This is a genomic window from Corallococcus sp. M7 (genome assembly GCF_054512695.1).
In genome coordinates, this window is record NZ_CM137252.1 from 5,387,797 (window position 1) to 5,401,464 (window position 13,668).

Annotated in this window: 11 protein-coding genes; 1 reads left to right on the forward strand and 10 read right to left on the reverse strand. The window is 67.9% G+C overall.

The window, feature by feature from the left end; genetic code table 11:
- Positions 1-17: 17 nt before the first annotated feature.
- The 7 genes from ACX114_RS21315 to ACX114_RS21345 all read right to left on the reverse strand — a co-directional run bounded on the left by ACX114_RS21315 (position 18) and on the right by ACX114_RS21345 (position 8,597).
- Entirely contained in the window at positions 18-2,000 is a 1,983-nt protein-coding gene (locus ACX114_RS21315) for an ArsA family ATPase (protein ID WP_459287259.1), read from the reverse strand.
- 329 nt (positions 2,001-2,329) lie between these two features.
- Complete coding sequence (nla6, locus tag ACX114_RS21320; RefSeq protein ID WP_206794183.1) at positions 2,330-3,769, reverse strand: enhancer binding protein Nla6; 1,440 nt, start codon at positions 3,767-3,769, stop codon at positions 2,330-2,332.
- A 72-nt stretch (positions 3,770-3,841) separates the two neighbouring features.
- A complete protein-coding gene (locus tag ACX114_RS21325; RefSeq protein ID WP_459300415.1) occupies positions 3,842-4,171 on the reverse strand; it encodes a hypothetical protein in 330 nt (109 codons plus the stop codon).
- Positions 4,054-4,503, reverse strand: coding sequence for a histidine kinase dimerization/phospho-acceptor domain-containing protein (locus ACX114_RS21330; protein WP_459287261.1), 450 nt, complete (start codon positions 4,501-4,503; stop codon positions 4,054-4,056). Before ACX114_RS21330 ends, ACX114_RS21325 begins: the two co-directional genes overlap by 118 nt.
- A 256-nt stretch (positions 4,504-4,759) precedes the next feature.
- Positions 4,760-5,218 (reverse strand): deoxycytidylate deaminase, encoded by a 459-nt coding sequence (locus tag ACX114_RS21335; RefSeq protein WP_014396709.1) that lies wholly within the window; start codon positions 5,216-5,218, stop codon positions 4,760-4,762.
- Positions 5,219-5,301: 83 nt separating this feature from the next.
- Positions 5,302-6,192 carry a trypsin-like peptidase domain-containing protein gene (locus tag ACX114_RS21340; protein ID WP_459287263.1) on the reverse strand — a complete coding sequence of 297 codons (891 nt, stop codon included), beginning with the start codon at positions 6,190-6,192 and terminating at the stop codon, positions 5,302-5,304.
- 149 nt (positions 6,193-6,341) lie between these two features.
- Entirely contained in the window at positions 6,342-8,597 is a 2,256-nt protein-coding gene (locus ACX114_RS21345) for a PrkA family serine protein kinase (protein WP_459287265.1), read from the reverse strand.
- Between the two features lie 343 nt (positions 8,598-8,940).
- On the opposite strand from ACX114_RS21345, the gene ACX114_RS21350 reads away from it, so the two are divergent.
- A complete protein-coding gene (locus ACX114_RS21350) occupies positions 8,941-10,461 on the forward strand; it encodes an Hsp70 family protein (protein WP_459287267.1) in 1,521 nt (506 codons plus the stop codon).
- Positions 10,462-10,551: 90 nt separating this feature from the next.
- On the opposite strand, the gene clpX is transcribed toward ACX114_RS21350, so the two are convergent.
- The 3 genes from clpX to ACX114_RS21365 all read right to left on the reverse strand — a co-directional run bounded on the left by clpX (position 10,552) and on the right by ACX114_RS21365 (position 13,652).
- Positions 10,552-11,829, reverse strand: a complete 1,278-nt coding sequence (gene clpX / locus ACX114_RS21355; RefSeq protein ID WP_014396705.1) for an ATP-dependent Clp protease ATP-binding subunit ClpX — start codon at positions 11,827-11,829, stop codon at positions 10,552-10,554.
- Between the two features lie 224 nt (positions 11,830-12,053).
- Positions 12,054-12,707: a hypothetical protein gene (locus ACX114_RS21360; protein ID WP_459287269.1), complete on the reverse strand. Its 654-nt coding sequence runs from the start codon at positions 12,705-12,707 to the stop codon at positions 12,054-12,056.
- 27 nt (positions 12,708-12,734) lie between these two features.
- Positions 12,735-13,652 (reverse strand): AgmX/PglI C-terminal domain-containing protein, encoded by a 918-nt coding sequence (locus ACX114_RS21365; RefSeq protein WP_459287271.1) that lies wholly within the window; start codon positions 13,650-13,652, stop codon positions 12,735-12,737.
- Positions 13,653-13,668: the final 16 nt, after the last annotated feature.

A 13,668-nucleotide genomic window follows, 5' to 3' on the forward strand; every position in this document is an offset into this window, starting at 1 on the left:
CGGCGCGGCGGAAAACCTCAGGCCGCCTTGATCTTCGCCGGAGGCGCGGACAGCGCGTACCAGGCGGTGCGGAACGCCTTCAGCTCACGGAGCCCCGCGGGGTGACGGCCCAGCGCGGGCGCCATCGTCACGGGCAGGCCAATCTTCTTCTCCATGGCCTTGGCCGCGTTCAGCTCCAGCTTGCGGCGGTTCTCGCACTTCTCGCAGGTGGACTTGGGGCCCACGCGGTTGACGAGCACCCGCTCCACCTGGAGCTTCTTCTCCTTGAGGTACTCCACCAGCCGCTCCGTGCGGGACGACGCCAGGTCCTCGCCGCGCGTGACGACCACGAAGCGCGACTCGCTGGGGGACGCCAGCGCGTCCTCGAAGCGCTTCACGTGCTTGAGCATCGCCGCCAGGTCATCCGCCAGCTCGCCCAGGCCCTTGGCGCGGTGCTTGTTGAGGATGCCGTGCAGCGCGCCCAGCCACGTCTTCGCCGTGTCCGCCAGCTCCACCACGCGCACGTTCGTCACCTGCGGCGACGAGTCCACCACGATGCGCTTGAACCGCTCCTGCACCAGCGCGTCCGTCAGCACGGACATGGCCGCCAGCTCGTCGATGCCCGGGGGCGCGCACTCCAGCAGGTTGCGCAGGTAGAGCAGGTCCGCCGGCACGTCGTTGCCCGCCTTGGGCGCGCCCTCGAACGCCTTCTCCGCCTTCTCCTTCAGCCGCTTGCGCAGGGCGTTGAACCAGCCCGCCATGTCCAGCTCGCGCGCGTACAGGCCCTTGGTGCCCTTCACCTGGGTCTCGGTGTCCGTCAGGCGGCTCTGCAGCACGTCCGACAGCGAGTGCGCGGGATCCGTGGAGATGAGGAGCACCGGCCCCTCCTTCTCCGTCAGCGTCACCGCCGCGGCGGCCGCGCAGGAGGACTTGCCCACCCCGCCCTGCCCCACGAAGAAGATGAGCCGCGTGGGCGGCAGCGGAGGCGCCGCGATGGGAGGCATGGACGGGGCGCGCACCAGCGCCGGAGGCCCTTCGGCCGCGCTGAACTCCAGCGCCTTGGTCTCCTTGCCCGCCGCCCACTCCTTGGCGAACTCCTTCAGCCCGTCCAGCCCCCGGGGCGCCACCTCGCGGCGGCCCAGCAGGTTCACGGGCACGGTCTTGTCCAGCGCCTGGTACTTGCGCACGTGCGGCGCCTGAAGGCCGCGGCGGCCCTGACACGCGGGGCAACCCTGGTGGTCCTCCACCTGGTTGACCACCACCTCCGTCACCGGCAGCCCGCGCTCGCGCAGCTGGGTGAAGTACATGCGCGTCTGCGCCTCGGGCACCGGCTCCGCCAGCGCCACCAGGTGGAAGGCCGTGCGCGCCGGATCCTTCAGCAGCGCGAGCAGCTTCTCCGCCTTCTGGCCCACCTGCTCCAGGAAGCCGCCGGAACCCTCCGCGGCGGCGGCGGCAGCGGCCGCCTTCTTGCCCTTGCCGCTGGGGGCCGGGGCGGCGCGGTCCTGGCCCGCCTTCACGAAGCCCAGGAACTTGCGCAGCTGCGCGGGCAGGTCGAACAGGCGCAGCGTGTGGCTGGTGGGCGCCGTGTCCACCACGATGCGGTCGTAGTCGCCGGACTCCAGCAGGTCCACCACGTGGAAGAGGGCCACCAGCTCCTCCAGCCCCGGTACCGCCTGCTGGTAGAGCTTGCCCATCTCCTCGTCCGACAGGTGCGTGCCCTTCACGGCTGCCTTCGCCAGCGCCGGCAGGTACTCCGCCAGGAACGGCTTGAGCAGCGCGGGAGGATTGAGCTCCGCGCCGAAGAGGCCGCCCTCGCCCTTGCCCGCCTGGAGCTTGGTGGGCTTCGCCGGCAGCTTCTTCTTCACGAGGTCCGACAGGGACTGGACCGGATCCAACGAGACGACCAGCACCCGGTGCTTGGGCGCTTCTTCGGAGAGCCTCACCGCGTACGCTGCCGCAAGCGTGGTCTTGCCGACCCCGCCCTTGCCGCCGAAGAAGTGAAGAACTCGCGCGTCGCTCATTGCGTTGTGGCCTTCCTTGTGCCCCCCCGGCGGCACCCCAGATGACTCACGTCGGACGACCGCACCATGGGGGGCGGACGTGGCCCGAATTGAGACGTCCCGGCCGGGCCCTCACCAACGGGTGGGAGAGGCCCGGAGGATCCCCCGTCCAGGGGGGAAAAGTCAAGAATTGACAGGGGTTTTCGAGACCTCCCCCGCCCCTTTAAACCGGCTTGGGGAGGCCCCGTGCGTGCCCTCCAGGAGCCCTGCCAAGGGCCCGGAATCCGGGCCTTCTTGCCTACCCGTCAGGTCAGCGGCAGGCGAACTGCCGGGCCCGGACGGGGCGCGGATCAGCGGGTCAGGAAGCTGCTGGCGCTCATGGGGCCGTCATTGCCCTGGCCTCCCAGGGGGCTGCCGCCACCCGGGGTGCCCTGCGCGCGGTTCTCGGCCGCGTAGCGGTTGAGCTTGTTGTAGAGCGTCTTCTCGCTCACCCCCAGCACCTCCGCCGTGCGGGCCTTGTTGTTCCCGTTCCGCTGGAGGCTGCCCAGGATGTACTCGCGCTCCACGGCGTCCAGGCTCAGGCCGAACGGCAGCTTGAACGTGTGGCGCTCCGGGCTCTTGCCGGCCATGTCGGGCGGCAGGTGCTCGCGGGTGATCAGCTCCCCATCGCAGAGGATGACGGCGCGCTCCACGGCGTTGCGCAGCTCGCGGATGTTGCCCGGCCAGTCGTAGTTCTTGAGCACCTCCATGGCGTCCGGGTGCACGCCGGAGACACGCTTGGCGGAGTCCCCGCGGAACTTGTCCACGAAGTGCTGGACCAGGATGGGCACGTCGTCCCGGCGCTCGCGCAGGGGCGGCAGGTGCAACTGGAACACGTTGAGGCGGAAGTAGAGGTCCTCGCGGAAGCGCTGGTTCTTGATCTCCTGCTTCAGGTCGCGGTTCGTGGCGGACAGCACGCGCACGTCCACTTCGATCTCCACCTTGCCGCCCAGACGGCGCAGGCGGCCCTCCTCCAGCACGCGCAGCAGCTTGGCCTGGAGATCGATGGGGATCTCACCCAACTCGTCCAGGAAGAGCGTGCCGCCGTGGGCCATCTCGAACACGCCCGGGCGGCGCTGATCCGCGCCGGTGAAGGCGCCGCGCTCGTGGCCGAAGAGCTCGGATTCAATCAGCGTCGCGGGGATGGACGCGCAGTTGATGGCGATGAAGGGCTTGTCGCGGCGCAGGGACAGGTTGTGCACCGTGCGGGCCACCACTTCCTTGCCCGTGCCGGACTCGCCGCTGATGGAGACAGAGGCCTTGGAGGGGGCCACCTTCTCGATCATCTCGATGACCTTGCGCATCCCGGTGGAGCCGGCGATGAGGTCCGTGGAGCCCAGCTGCTTGAGGCGGCGCCGGAGCGTCTGCACCTCGCGCATGGTCTCCTTCTTCTCCAGCGCGCGGTCGATGCAGACCTTGAGCCGCGCGGTGTCCAGCGGCTTCACGATGAAGTCGTAGGCGCCCTCGCGGATGGACTCCACGGCGGTGTCGATGGTGCCGCGGCCGGTGAGGAACACCACCGGGCAATCCGGCAGCTCGTCGCGCAGGTTGCGCAACAGCCACAGGCCGTCCGTCTCCGGCATGGCGAGATCCGACAGGACGACGTCGGGCCGGAACTCACCGGCCTTGCGGAGGGCGTCATGCCCGTCGAACGCGGTCTCGACCTTGTGACCCCAGGCGGACAGCATCTCCGCCAGGGCCTCGCAGGTCTCACGTTCGTCATCCACGGCCAGGATTCGTGCGCTGCCCAAGGTGAAAACCTCCACTGCGATGAAGCGTGATGAAACCGGATGGAAGACCGACAGCGCCTGAAGGGGGGAACCTCAGGCGCGCGGAAACACGAGGCGGCACGTGCCCGCCTCCACGACGAATTCGATGCCCAGCTGGGCCGCGCGGAGCGTCAGCGCCGCCACGGTGTCCGTCGCCCGCTCGGGCGCCGAGGAACCGTCCGACACCTCCAGCACCGCGCTCGGCCCTTCCGCGCGGACCGAGACGACGACGGTGGCGCCGGACTCCGCGCGCTGGAAGGCGCGCATCAGCACCTGCACCAGGAAGAACCCCAGCTCGGTGGTGTCCTCCAGGTGGGCCTGCACGTCCGGCTCGATGAGGCGCTGGACCTGGAGGCGGCGCCGGCGGCTCTCGTGGCCCAGCACGTCCAGGGCCTTACCGGTGGCGTCCGACAGCGGCGCGTCCCCGGAGGGATCGCCCCGCGAAACACCATGAAGTCGGAGAAGAGCTTGAGCAGGCCATCCACGCGGGCGATCTGCTCGCGCATCGCCTTGAGGTTCTTCTCCTGCGTGGCCGGCACCTGGCCGGACTCGCCCTTGAGCTTCTCGGAGAGCACCTCGAGATGGATGGCGAGCGCGTTGAGCGGGTTGCGCACGTCGTGCAGCAGGCTGTCCATCAAGGGCGGAACCGCGTCGTAGCGGGCCGCGCCCACCACAGGGTCCGACACTTCCTGGACAGAAGGCACACTGCTGGCCATGACAGATGAGTTAACCACCTGGAACTCCTAGGAATTTCCGTCTCCCCACCCCCGCCGCCGCCCTACCGAGGCCAGGATTTAGGGAGCACCCCTGGGATCGTCAACCCTGGGTCGGTAATTCTTGCCGGAGTTCTAAAATTCCCGTGTCGGAACAGCCACTTAGGACCACTCAGAAGTGTCATTCAACGAACGGGAACCCCATCCCGGGCGATCAGCGTGTCCAGGGGTTGTCCACCCCCGGACAGCGCGTCCGCCCTCAGGTGCCGGTAGCCGGCGACGGCGGCTGCGCGGCGGCGCCCAGGCCCACGAGCTGGAGGCCCAGCCGGGCCGCGTACTCGAAGATGCGCGGGTCCCGGTAGAACTCGCCAAAGACGATGCGGGTGCAGCCGCTGTTGGCGATCAGCTTGAAGCACGGCCAGCAGGGGCTGGCGGTGGTGTAGATGGTCGCCCCATCGATTCCGACGCCGTTCTTCGCGGCCTGGATGATGGCGTTGGCCTCCGCGTGGACGGTGGCCACGCAGTGGCCGTTCTCCATCATGTGGCCCACTTCATCGCAGTGGGGCAGGCCGCGGATGGCGCCGTTGTAGCCGGTGGACAGGATGGTCTTGTCCCGCACCAGCACCGCGCCCACGTGCTTGCGGTCGCAGGTGGCGCGCGTGGCCACCTGCTGGGCGATGTCCATGAAGTACTGATCCCAATTGCCCCGAGCGGACATGCGCGTGAACCCTCCAGCGAAAGAGCCCGCAGCTCTAACGCTGGATCAGGCCCGCACCAATTTCTCGGTCCGGGGCTGTTGGCTCAACGACTGGCGGTCTTCTGGGGCCCCGCACCCTCCGCGTCCGCGGAGCGCTCCAGGAGCCGGCCGAAGCCCTTCGCCTGGAGGAAGCCGCGCACCTTGGCGCTGGGCGCGGCGAACGTCTCGCCGGGCATGGGCACGTCGAAGCTGAAGTTCTGGGAGGCGACCTCGAAGTCCACCTTCGCGGTGCGGTAGCCCTCCACGATGGCCAGGAGCCGCCCCGTCTCCATGCTGAAGATGCCACCGCCGGAGGCCCCGTAGCCGATGGGCGCGTCCGTCTTCAGCATGCGCGGGTGCTTCGTCTCCTTGTCCCACTCCACCTGGGACACCATGCCGCCGGAAATGGACAGCGCGCGGCCGTACGGGGACGCCGCCACCACCACGTCCTCGCCGGGCTCCGGCTCATCGTCCGCGGCCAATTCCGCCACGGGCCACGTCACCCCCGTCACGCGCAACAGCGCCAGGTCCACGTCCGGCACCTGGCCCATGGCCACCACCTCCGCGGCGTACTCGTGCGTCTCCGCGCGCCGGTCCAACACGACCTTGAGCACGGGGTCCGTCAAATCACCCTGCTCCACCGCGTGCGCGTTGGTGAGCACGTAGCTGACGGGCCCGGCATCGCCGGCCTCCGTGCCAATGACGACGCCCGACGCCGAGCGGCGCACCTTGCCGCCCTCCGTCGTCACCAGCCGCACGTTGAGCGGGAGGATGCGCCGCACCATCGCCTTGCGCGTGGGCTGCGGCGTGGGCTCGGGCCGGGACAGCGCCCGCTCCACCCGGAGCGGAGCCTGCGTGTGCGTCGCGACCGGAGTGTCCGCGGAGGACTGCGACGGAGCACTGGCGCACGACACGAGGGCCCACAGGAGGGGGGTGCCCAACAGCAACCGGTTCATCAACACTCCAGGCGCAAGGATGGGGAGGGACGAAAGACGACGACACACGCGCTAACTCGGTGTGAGGTCCCATCATCCCGAGCCCCGGCCCGGAATGAAAAGCAGGCGAGCAGGCATCGGCTTAGCGGATGCCTGCCCTCCCCCACCCGTCAGGTGTAGCGCTGGCGCATCAGGAACAGGATGGCGTCCTTCGCGCAGAACTCGCAGTAGCCGTAGCGCTCCGCCATCGTCTTGAGCGTGTCCTGCACCTGGGTCTGCTCGCGCGCGGAGAGCTGGTTGCGGTCCTCGGAGAGGTACTTGAGGACGTTCTCCTTGTTCTTGCGCAGCACGCGCTTGCGCTCCTCGAAGTAGTGGTCGCGCAGGCGCTTGAACATGTCCGGGAAGATGCGCGGGTAGTCCATGGCGCCGTCCGGGTTGTCCAGCCGGTGCGCGCCAATGCTGGCGATCAGCCCGCGGCGGAAGTCCGGAGGCGCCTCGCCCTGCGGCATCACGATGGCCTCCACCTCCGCCATGCGCGCCTCGTCGGGCTTCTCCATCTCGCCGGTCACGCGGTTGCGCATCTTCTCCCCGCGCACCCAGTGGCTGACGCTCTGGATGTAGCGCTCCACCAGCTCGCGGTACTGCCCTTCCGACACCAGGCCCATGGAGTCGCGCACCTCCGAGTCCACGCGGTCCAGGTACTCGCCCTCCACCACGCGCACGAAGGTCTCGTGGTCGTGGTAGCCGTCCATCACCTCCTGGAGGAGGAACTCGTAGACGCTCTTGTCCTTGCAGAGCGCGTGCAGCTCCTCCAGCACCGCCAGCGCGTGGAGGCACTTGTAGTCGGGGTTCTGCGCGGCGTTGAAGAGAGCCGTCTTGATTTCACGCGCGCTCGCGCCGGAGCGCCCCTCGTAGTTGGGGTACGCGTCGGACTCCTCGTACATCTCCTCGCGCAGCTTGAGCAGTTCCTTGGTGTTCGCGGAGGACAGCCGCGCGGGCACGCCCGCCTCCTGGTACAGGTGCAGCTTCTCCACCGGGGCCACCTGATCCACCAGTGGCTTCACGTTGGCCGGGTAGCGGTCCGGGATGGGCTTCTTCAGGCGCGTGAGCACCGCCCACATCGCGGCCACCTCCGTCGCGTGCGGCGCCACGTGCTTGCCCACGGACGTCGCGGTGATCTGCGCGTCGTAGATCTCCTGCTCGACCTTGTAGCGGCGCAGGTACGGCACGCGCACCAGCTCGATGCGGCCCTTGAACGACGCGAAGTCCGGCAGTTCCTTGAAGGCCCCTAGGTGCTTCTCGTTGGAGGACGCGATGAGCACCTCGTCCAATTGGAGCACGAAGGGCTCCAGGGGCACCTCGCCCGTCTCACTGAAGCCGAGCAGATACTTGAAGGCCTCCAGCGGGCGCTTGAGCAGGTCCGCGTACTCGATGAGGCCGCGGTTGGCGTGCACCAGCGGGCCGTGCGGCTCGAAGAGCACCGTGCTGTGCAGCGCGGCGGGCATGTTGAGCTGGGTGCGGTCCGCTGAAATCTGCTGCGCGGCGGCGTCCACGCTCATCTGCGGCTCCACCGTCACCGTGCCCACCTGGTAGCGGCGCGACACGTAGAAGCGCTCCACCTGCACGTGGCGCAGGACCTTGAGGTAGTCCCCGCCGTAGGCGTTGAGCAGTGCCGTGTAGATGCGGCGGCACTTGGCGCACAGCTCGCCTTCGCGCACGTAGTCGGACAACAGGAAGTCCCCTGTCGCCCCGTCGCCGTTGCCCAGGCCCTTCTTCTTGAGCGCCCCTTCCAGGAGGCCCTTGCGCTCCGCCGGAGGCACCGCGAACAGCGGATGGTCGCGCAGCTCACAGGGCATGCGCAGGTCCAGGGCCTCCGCGTCCAGGTGGGCGTACGTGGTGAGCTCGCCTTCGGCGGTCTTCGCGCCCGCGCGCTCACCGAAGCCGATGGAGCCCTTGATCAGCTTCTCCGACGGGAAGACCCACGCGATGCGGTAGAGGGCGCCTTGAGGCTGGCGGGAGTAGTCCTCCATGCCCTGCTTCAGCGCGTTGACCAGGCTGGACTTCGCGCTGCCGTTGGGGCCGTGCAGCATGATGAGCTTGTTGATGCGGCCGGCGCGCACGAAGTTGCCCAGGATGCGGTAGAGGGCGTTCTGCACCTCCTCCTGCCCGGCGACGCGGCCGTCGTGTTCGGCGGACGGGACGTCGAAGACCTTGAAGCGCCGGATGGTGCCGGTGGGGTGCGGCACCATCTCCGTGCCGTAGTGGTCCATCACGTCCCGCAGGTACTGCGCCGCGTTGCGCGACTGCCCCTTCGGGTCCGTGAAGAAGAGCGACAGGTACTCCTCGAAGGACAGGATGGAGCGGTTCTTGACGAAGTCGGCGCTGACCTGTGCGCCCACCTCCTGCAGATAGCCCTTCGCTTCCACGGCGGCTCCCCTCTGTGGATGGGTGGTCTCTCGGATGTAGCCACGGCGCTTCGCCGTCGCATGTGAACCCCCGGGGCTGACCTTCGTTCCCGGCCCTTGGGATGTAAAGCGACCCGCCCTGCCCTGGCGGGCGGTGTGTTCGGGGTCGCGCGCTTGGACGCCGGCCGTGTCCCACCCGGCCAGGCGGGCGGCCCGGGGGTGGAAGGTTCAGGGGCGCTGGAAGTTTGAGGGCGTCCGTCGGATGACGGATGGTTCGCGATTCGCGCACCCGGGACGGGTGAGATACGGTCCCGGGAAGCCACACCCCATCCAGCCGCAGCGCCTCACCCGGAGCCCACACGCGATGCACAAGGAGCCCATCATCGGCATCGACCTCGGCACGACGAACTCGTGCGCGGCGATCGTCGAGGAAAGCGGGAACGTCAAGCTCATCCCCTACAAGGGCGGCGAGTACACCATCCCCTCCATCTTCGCCATCGACGACAAGGGCAATGAGCTCATCGGCTTCGAGGCGAAGCGCCAGTGGCAGCTCAACCCGCGCAACACCGTCTATGGCTCCAAGCGCCTGGTCGGGGTGAACTACAGCAGTGACGTCGTCGGCACGATGAAGAAGGCCGTCGCGTACAACATGCGCGCCGGCACCAAGAACGACGTCACCCTGGACGTCGGCAAGAAGGAGTTCTCCCTCCAGGAGATCAGCGCCAAGATCCTGGGGAAGATCCGCGACGTCGCCTCCAACTACCTGAAGACGCCCATCAAGCGCGCGGTGGTGACGGTGCCCGCGTACTTCAACGACCGGCAGCGCCAGTCGGTGAAGGACGCCGGCAAGCTCATCGACCTGGAGGTGGTGCGCATCATCAACGAGCCCACCGCGGCGGCGCTCGCCTACGGCGTGGGCAAGACGCTCAAGGAGAAGGTCGTCATCTACGACCTGGGCGGCGGCACCTTCGACGTCTCCATCATCGAGATCCGCGACCGCGTCTTCGAGGTGAAGGCCACCGGCGGCGACGTGTTCCTGGGCGGCATCGACTTCGACAACGCCATCATCCACCACGTCCTCAAGGACTTCGCGGCCAAGACGGGCATCGACCTGGCCACGGACCCGGTGGCCATGCAGCGCATCAAGGACCTGGCCGAGCGCACGAAGATCGACCTGTCCGCGCGCGAGGAGGTCCCCTTCAACATCCCCTTCATCACGATGACGGCGCAGGGCCAGCCGCTGAACATCGAGATGAAGTTCACGCGCAAGATGCTGGAGCAGCTGACGAACCAGCTGGTGGACCGCACCCTCCAGATGGTCGCGCGCGTGCTGGTGGACTCGGGCCTGTCCACCAAGGACATCGACGAGGTCATGCTCGTGGGCGGCCAGACGCGCATGCCCGTCGTGCAGGACCGGCTCACCAAGTTCTTCGGCAAGCCGCCCAGCAAGGGCGTGCACCCGGACGAGGCGGTGGCCATTGGCGCGGCGCTCTACGCGCACTCGCTCGAGGACAACACCAACCTGCGCATCCAGCTCTTGGACGTGATTCCCATGGCCATTGGCCTGGAGCGCGGCGACGGCGGCTTCCACGTCGTCTTCCCGCGCAACGCGTCCATCCCCAACGCGAAGCAGCTCCTGGCCACGACGAGCATCGACAATCAGACCGAGCTCGCCATGCGCATCTACCAGGGCGACCACGACACGGTGGCGCGCAACGACTTGCTGGGCGAGTTCACCTTCTCCGGGATCATGCCCGCCAAGGCCGGCACGGTGAACGTGGAGATCATCTTCGACGTGAGCGTGGAGGGCATCCTCACCATGCGCGCGAAGGACCCCGCCACCGGCCGCGAGATGAAGACCACGGTGCGCGTCACGCAGAGCTGACGCGGTACCCGGCGCCAGAAACACCACGGCGCCCCTGCCTGCTGGAGGCGAGGGGCGCCGGATGGAACCACCGACCGTCTGGGGGAAACCTCAGGCGGTCTTCTTTTCCTTCTCCATGACGATCTGCGGAGGCTCGTGCTTGGTGATCACCTGCTCGGTGATCTTGCACTCCTTGACGCCCTCGCGGAACGGCACGTCGTACATGATCTCCAGCATGGCGTCCTCCATGATGGCGCGCAGGCCGCGCGCTCCGGAGTGACGGCGCATCGCCTCGCGAGCGATGGCGCGCAGCGCTTCCTTGGTGAAGGTGAGCTTCACCTTCTCGATCTCGAACATCTTCTGGTACTGCTTCACCAGGGCGTTCTTCGGGATCGTGAGGATGGTGACGAGGTCATCCTCCTTCAGGTCGTTGAGCGTCGCGATCATCGGCAGACGGCCGATGAACTCCGGAATCATTCCGAACTTCATCAGGTCTTCCGGCTCGGTCATCGCCAGGAGCTCACCCACGCTGCGCTCTTCCTTGTGGGTGATCTTCGCGCCGAAGCCCAGGCCCTTCTCACCCACGCGGCGCTTGATCACGCCGTCGATGCCGTGGAAGGCACCGCCGCAGATGAAGAGGATGTTCGTCGTGTCGACCTGGACGTACTCCTGCTGGTTGTACTTCTTGCCGCCGCGCGGGGTGACGTTGGCGCGAGTGCCTTCGATGATCTTCAGCAGGGCCTGCTGCACGCCCTCGCCGCCCACGTCGCGGGTGGCGCTGGGCATGTCACCCTTGCGCGCGATCTTGTCGATCTCGTCGATGTAGACGATGCCGCGCGCGGCCTTCTCCACGTCGTAGTCGGCGTTGTGGAGGAGGTTCTGGATGATGTTCTCGACGTCCTCACCCACGTAGCCGGCCTCGGTGAGGCTGGTGGCGTCCGCGATGGTGAAGGGGACGTTGAGGAAGCGCGCCAGGGACTGCGCGAGCAGCGTCTTGCCGGAGCCCGTGGGGCCAATCAGCAGGATGTTGCTCTTCTGCAGCTCCACGTCCTCGCCGCCAGGGGCCTTCACCCCGGGGCGCGGCCGGGCGGCCGGCTTCTTCTGGTAGATGCGCTTGTAGTGGTTGTAGACCGCGACCGAGAGGACCTTCTTCGCCTGGTCCTGACCGATGACGTAGTCGTCGAGGAACGCCTTGATCTCCAGCGGCGTGGGCAGACTGACCTGCGGCTTGCCCTCCTCGCGTTCGTTCTCGTCCGCGATGATGTCGTTACACAGCTTGATGCACTCGTCGCAGATGTAGACCGTGGGTCCGGCGATGAGCTTCCGGACCTCGCGCTGCGACTTGCCGCAGAACGAGCAGGACAGGTTGACGTGGTGCTCCTTCTTCACTGCCGCCTCCGAGTTCGCCGGTCCCGGTTCGGGACCTTCTCCGCCGACCACCGCACTCCAACACCCGCGAAGCCGCCCACGTCTTTACGACGGCTCCAGGCCCACCTGCTACAGGCCCTGAACCCACTATAGGGCCCTCCCCCTCGGGCAGGAAGCCCGGTGGAAGCGCCCTTTCATGGGAGCGTTCAGCCCAGGTCAACGGGTCGACCTTGGATAACAGCGACTCAGGCGTCCGTCACGCTCGACGCGAGTTCTTCGACATCGTCCGCCAGGGCGGCCGCCCGCTCGGCGACAGCGTTGGGGACTCGACGGCTTCCCGCCAGCTCGGAGGCGAGCTTTCGCGCCAGCTGCGCCAGTTTCCGCACCTGGAGGCTCTCCGGGGGCGGCTCCGGCGGGGGCCGGGGGAAACGCTCGGCGAATTCCTTCTTGAGCTCCGTGGGGGACTTCTCCGGGCTCCAGATGCTGTCGCGCAGCGACTTGTATTCCGTGGGGGAAAGCTGACCCCGCTCCTCGGCGTCGGCCAGGACTTCCACCACCTCGAAGGCGGGGACCTTCTCCGGGAACTCCTGCTGCTGGAGCTCTTCCGGGGCCTCGTGCTTGGCCAGGAAGCTGAACGAGCGCGTGAGCTTGAGCGCCGTCTGCTTCTTGATGTGCAGCTCCTTGAGGCAGTAGGCCTCGAAGGAGGCGTGGCCCCACTCCTCGTACTTGGCTTCGTCCCGGACCTGGACGAGCAGCTTGCCCAGCTCCGCCCAGGTGGACTTGAAGCGCTTGGCGGCGAGCAGGACGGTGTGGCGGAACGTCCCCGGGGGGACGCTCATGGCCTTCTTGGCGATTTCGACTTCGGCGACAGAGGCGGACATGCCTGTTGTATCGGGCACGTCCGGAGGGTGGGCAAGAAAGTCGCCCTACCCCCGCTTGCCGATATTGAACGAAAGCCCCACGGTGGCGCGCTCGCCCTCGTAGGCCTTGAAGGGCCACTTCTTCAGCTCCGAGAACAAGCACTCGTAGAGCGGGCCCTGCTTGAACTGGGGGTTGTCCACCCAGAGTTTGTTCACGCGGCCGTCGTTCCCGATGACGAACTCCATGGGGATCTTTGCGGCCAGGCCAGGGGTGCGCTCGGCCTCTTCCTTGAAGCAGCGGAAGAGCTTGGACTGGTTGCCCGCGACGACGCGGTTGATGGCGCCCTGGTCGAACTGCTGGGCCATCTCCAGGCCGTCCGGATCCGTGGAGACGCTGCCCGAGCGGGGCGGCGGCCGGTTGCCCGCGACGGCGGCGGTGGCCACCGCGCCACTTCCGCTTGTCTTGGTGCCACCACTGCCCTGCCCCGCGGGGCGATCCGGGCGGCGCGGGTCGTTGGACGGATAGGCGAAGAGGTCCTCGTCGTCCCCGCGCGCCTGGGCCAGGCGGATGGTGGGCGGGTCCATGGTGATGCCGTCGCTCTCCTCCGAGGCGCCGAACAGGCCGTACACGGCGGCGTTGCGCGCCAGGTACCAGCCGGTGACGCCCAACAAGAGCGCCACGCCCGCGGCGACGCCGGCCAGCAACTTCACCCGCTTCTGGTTGCGGGCCTGCTCCACGAGCATCGTCTGGGCGACGCGGCCCTGCGCCTCGAAGCGCGCGATGTGCACCTGGAAGGCGGCGGTGTCGCGGAGGTTGCGGAACTCCCGCTCACCGGCCGGGGCCACCGGGCTGTCAGGGGTCAACTCCCCCGTGTAGAGCTTCTCCACCACCTGGGACGCGGTGATGGGCCCCAGCACCAGGTCGCCCTGTCGGAAAAGCCACTGCCCATCACTGTCCATCGCGAGTTCTTGAGCGGCCAGCATTCGCGCGGGAGTATCG

Coding starts and splice junctions, on each gene's coding strand:
- ACX114_RS21330 (WP_459287261.1), bottom strand. CDS start 4,503: ATGGCCAGCAGTGTGCCTTCTGTCCAGGAAGTGTCGGACCCTGTGGTG.
- ACX114_RS21365 (WP_459287271.1), bottom strand. CDS start 13,652: ATGCTGGCCGCTCAAGAACTCGCGATGGACAGTGATGGGCAGTGGCTT.
- ACX114_RS21340 (WP_459287263.1), bottom strand. CDS start 6,192: ATGAACCGGTTGCTGTTGGGCACCCCCCTCCTGTGGGCCCTCGTGTCG.
- ACX114_RS21335 (WP_014396709.1), bottom strand. CDS start 5,218: ATGTCCGCTCGGGGCAATTGGGATCAGTACTTCATGGACATCGCCCAG.
- ACX114_RS21315 (WP_459287259.1), bottom strand. CDS start 2,000: ATGAGCGACGCGCGAGTTCTTCACTTCTTCGGCGGCAAGGGCGGGGTC.
- ACX114_RS21350 (WP_459287267.1), top strand. CDS start 8,941: ATGCACAAGGAGCCCATCATCGGCATCGACCTCGGCACGACGAACTCG.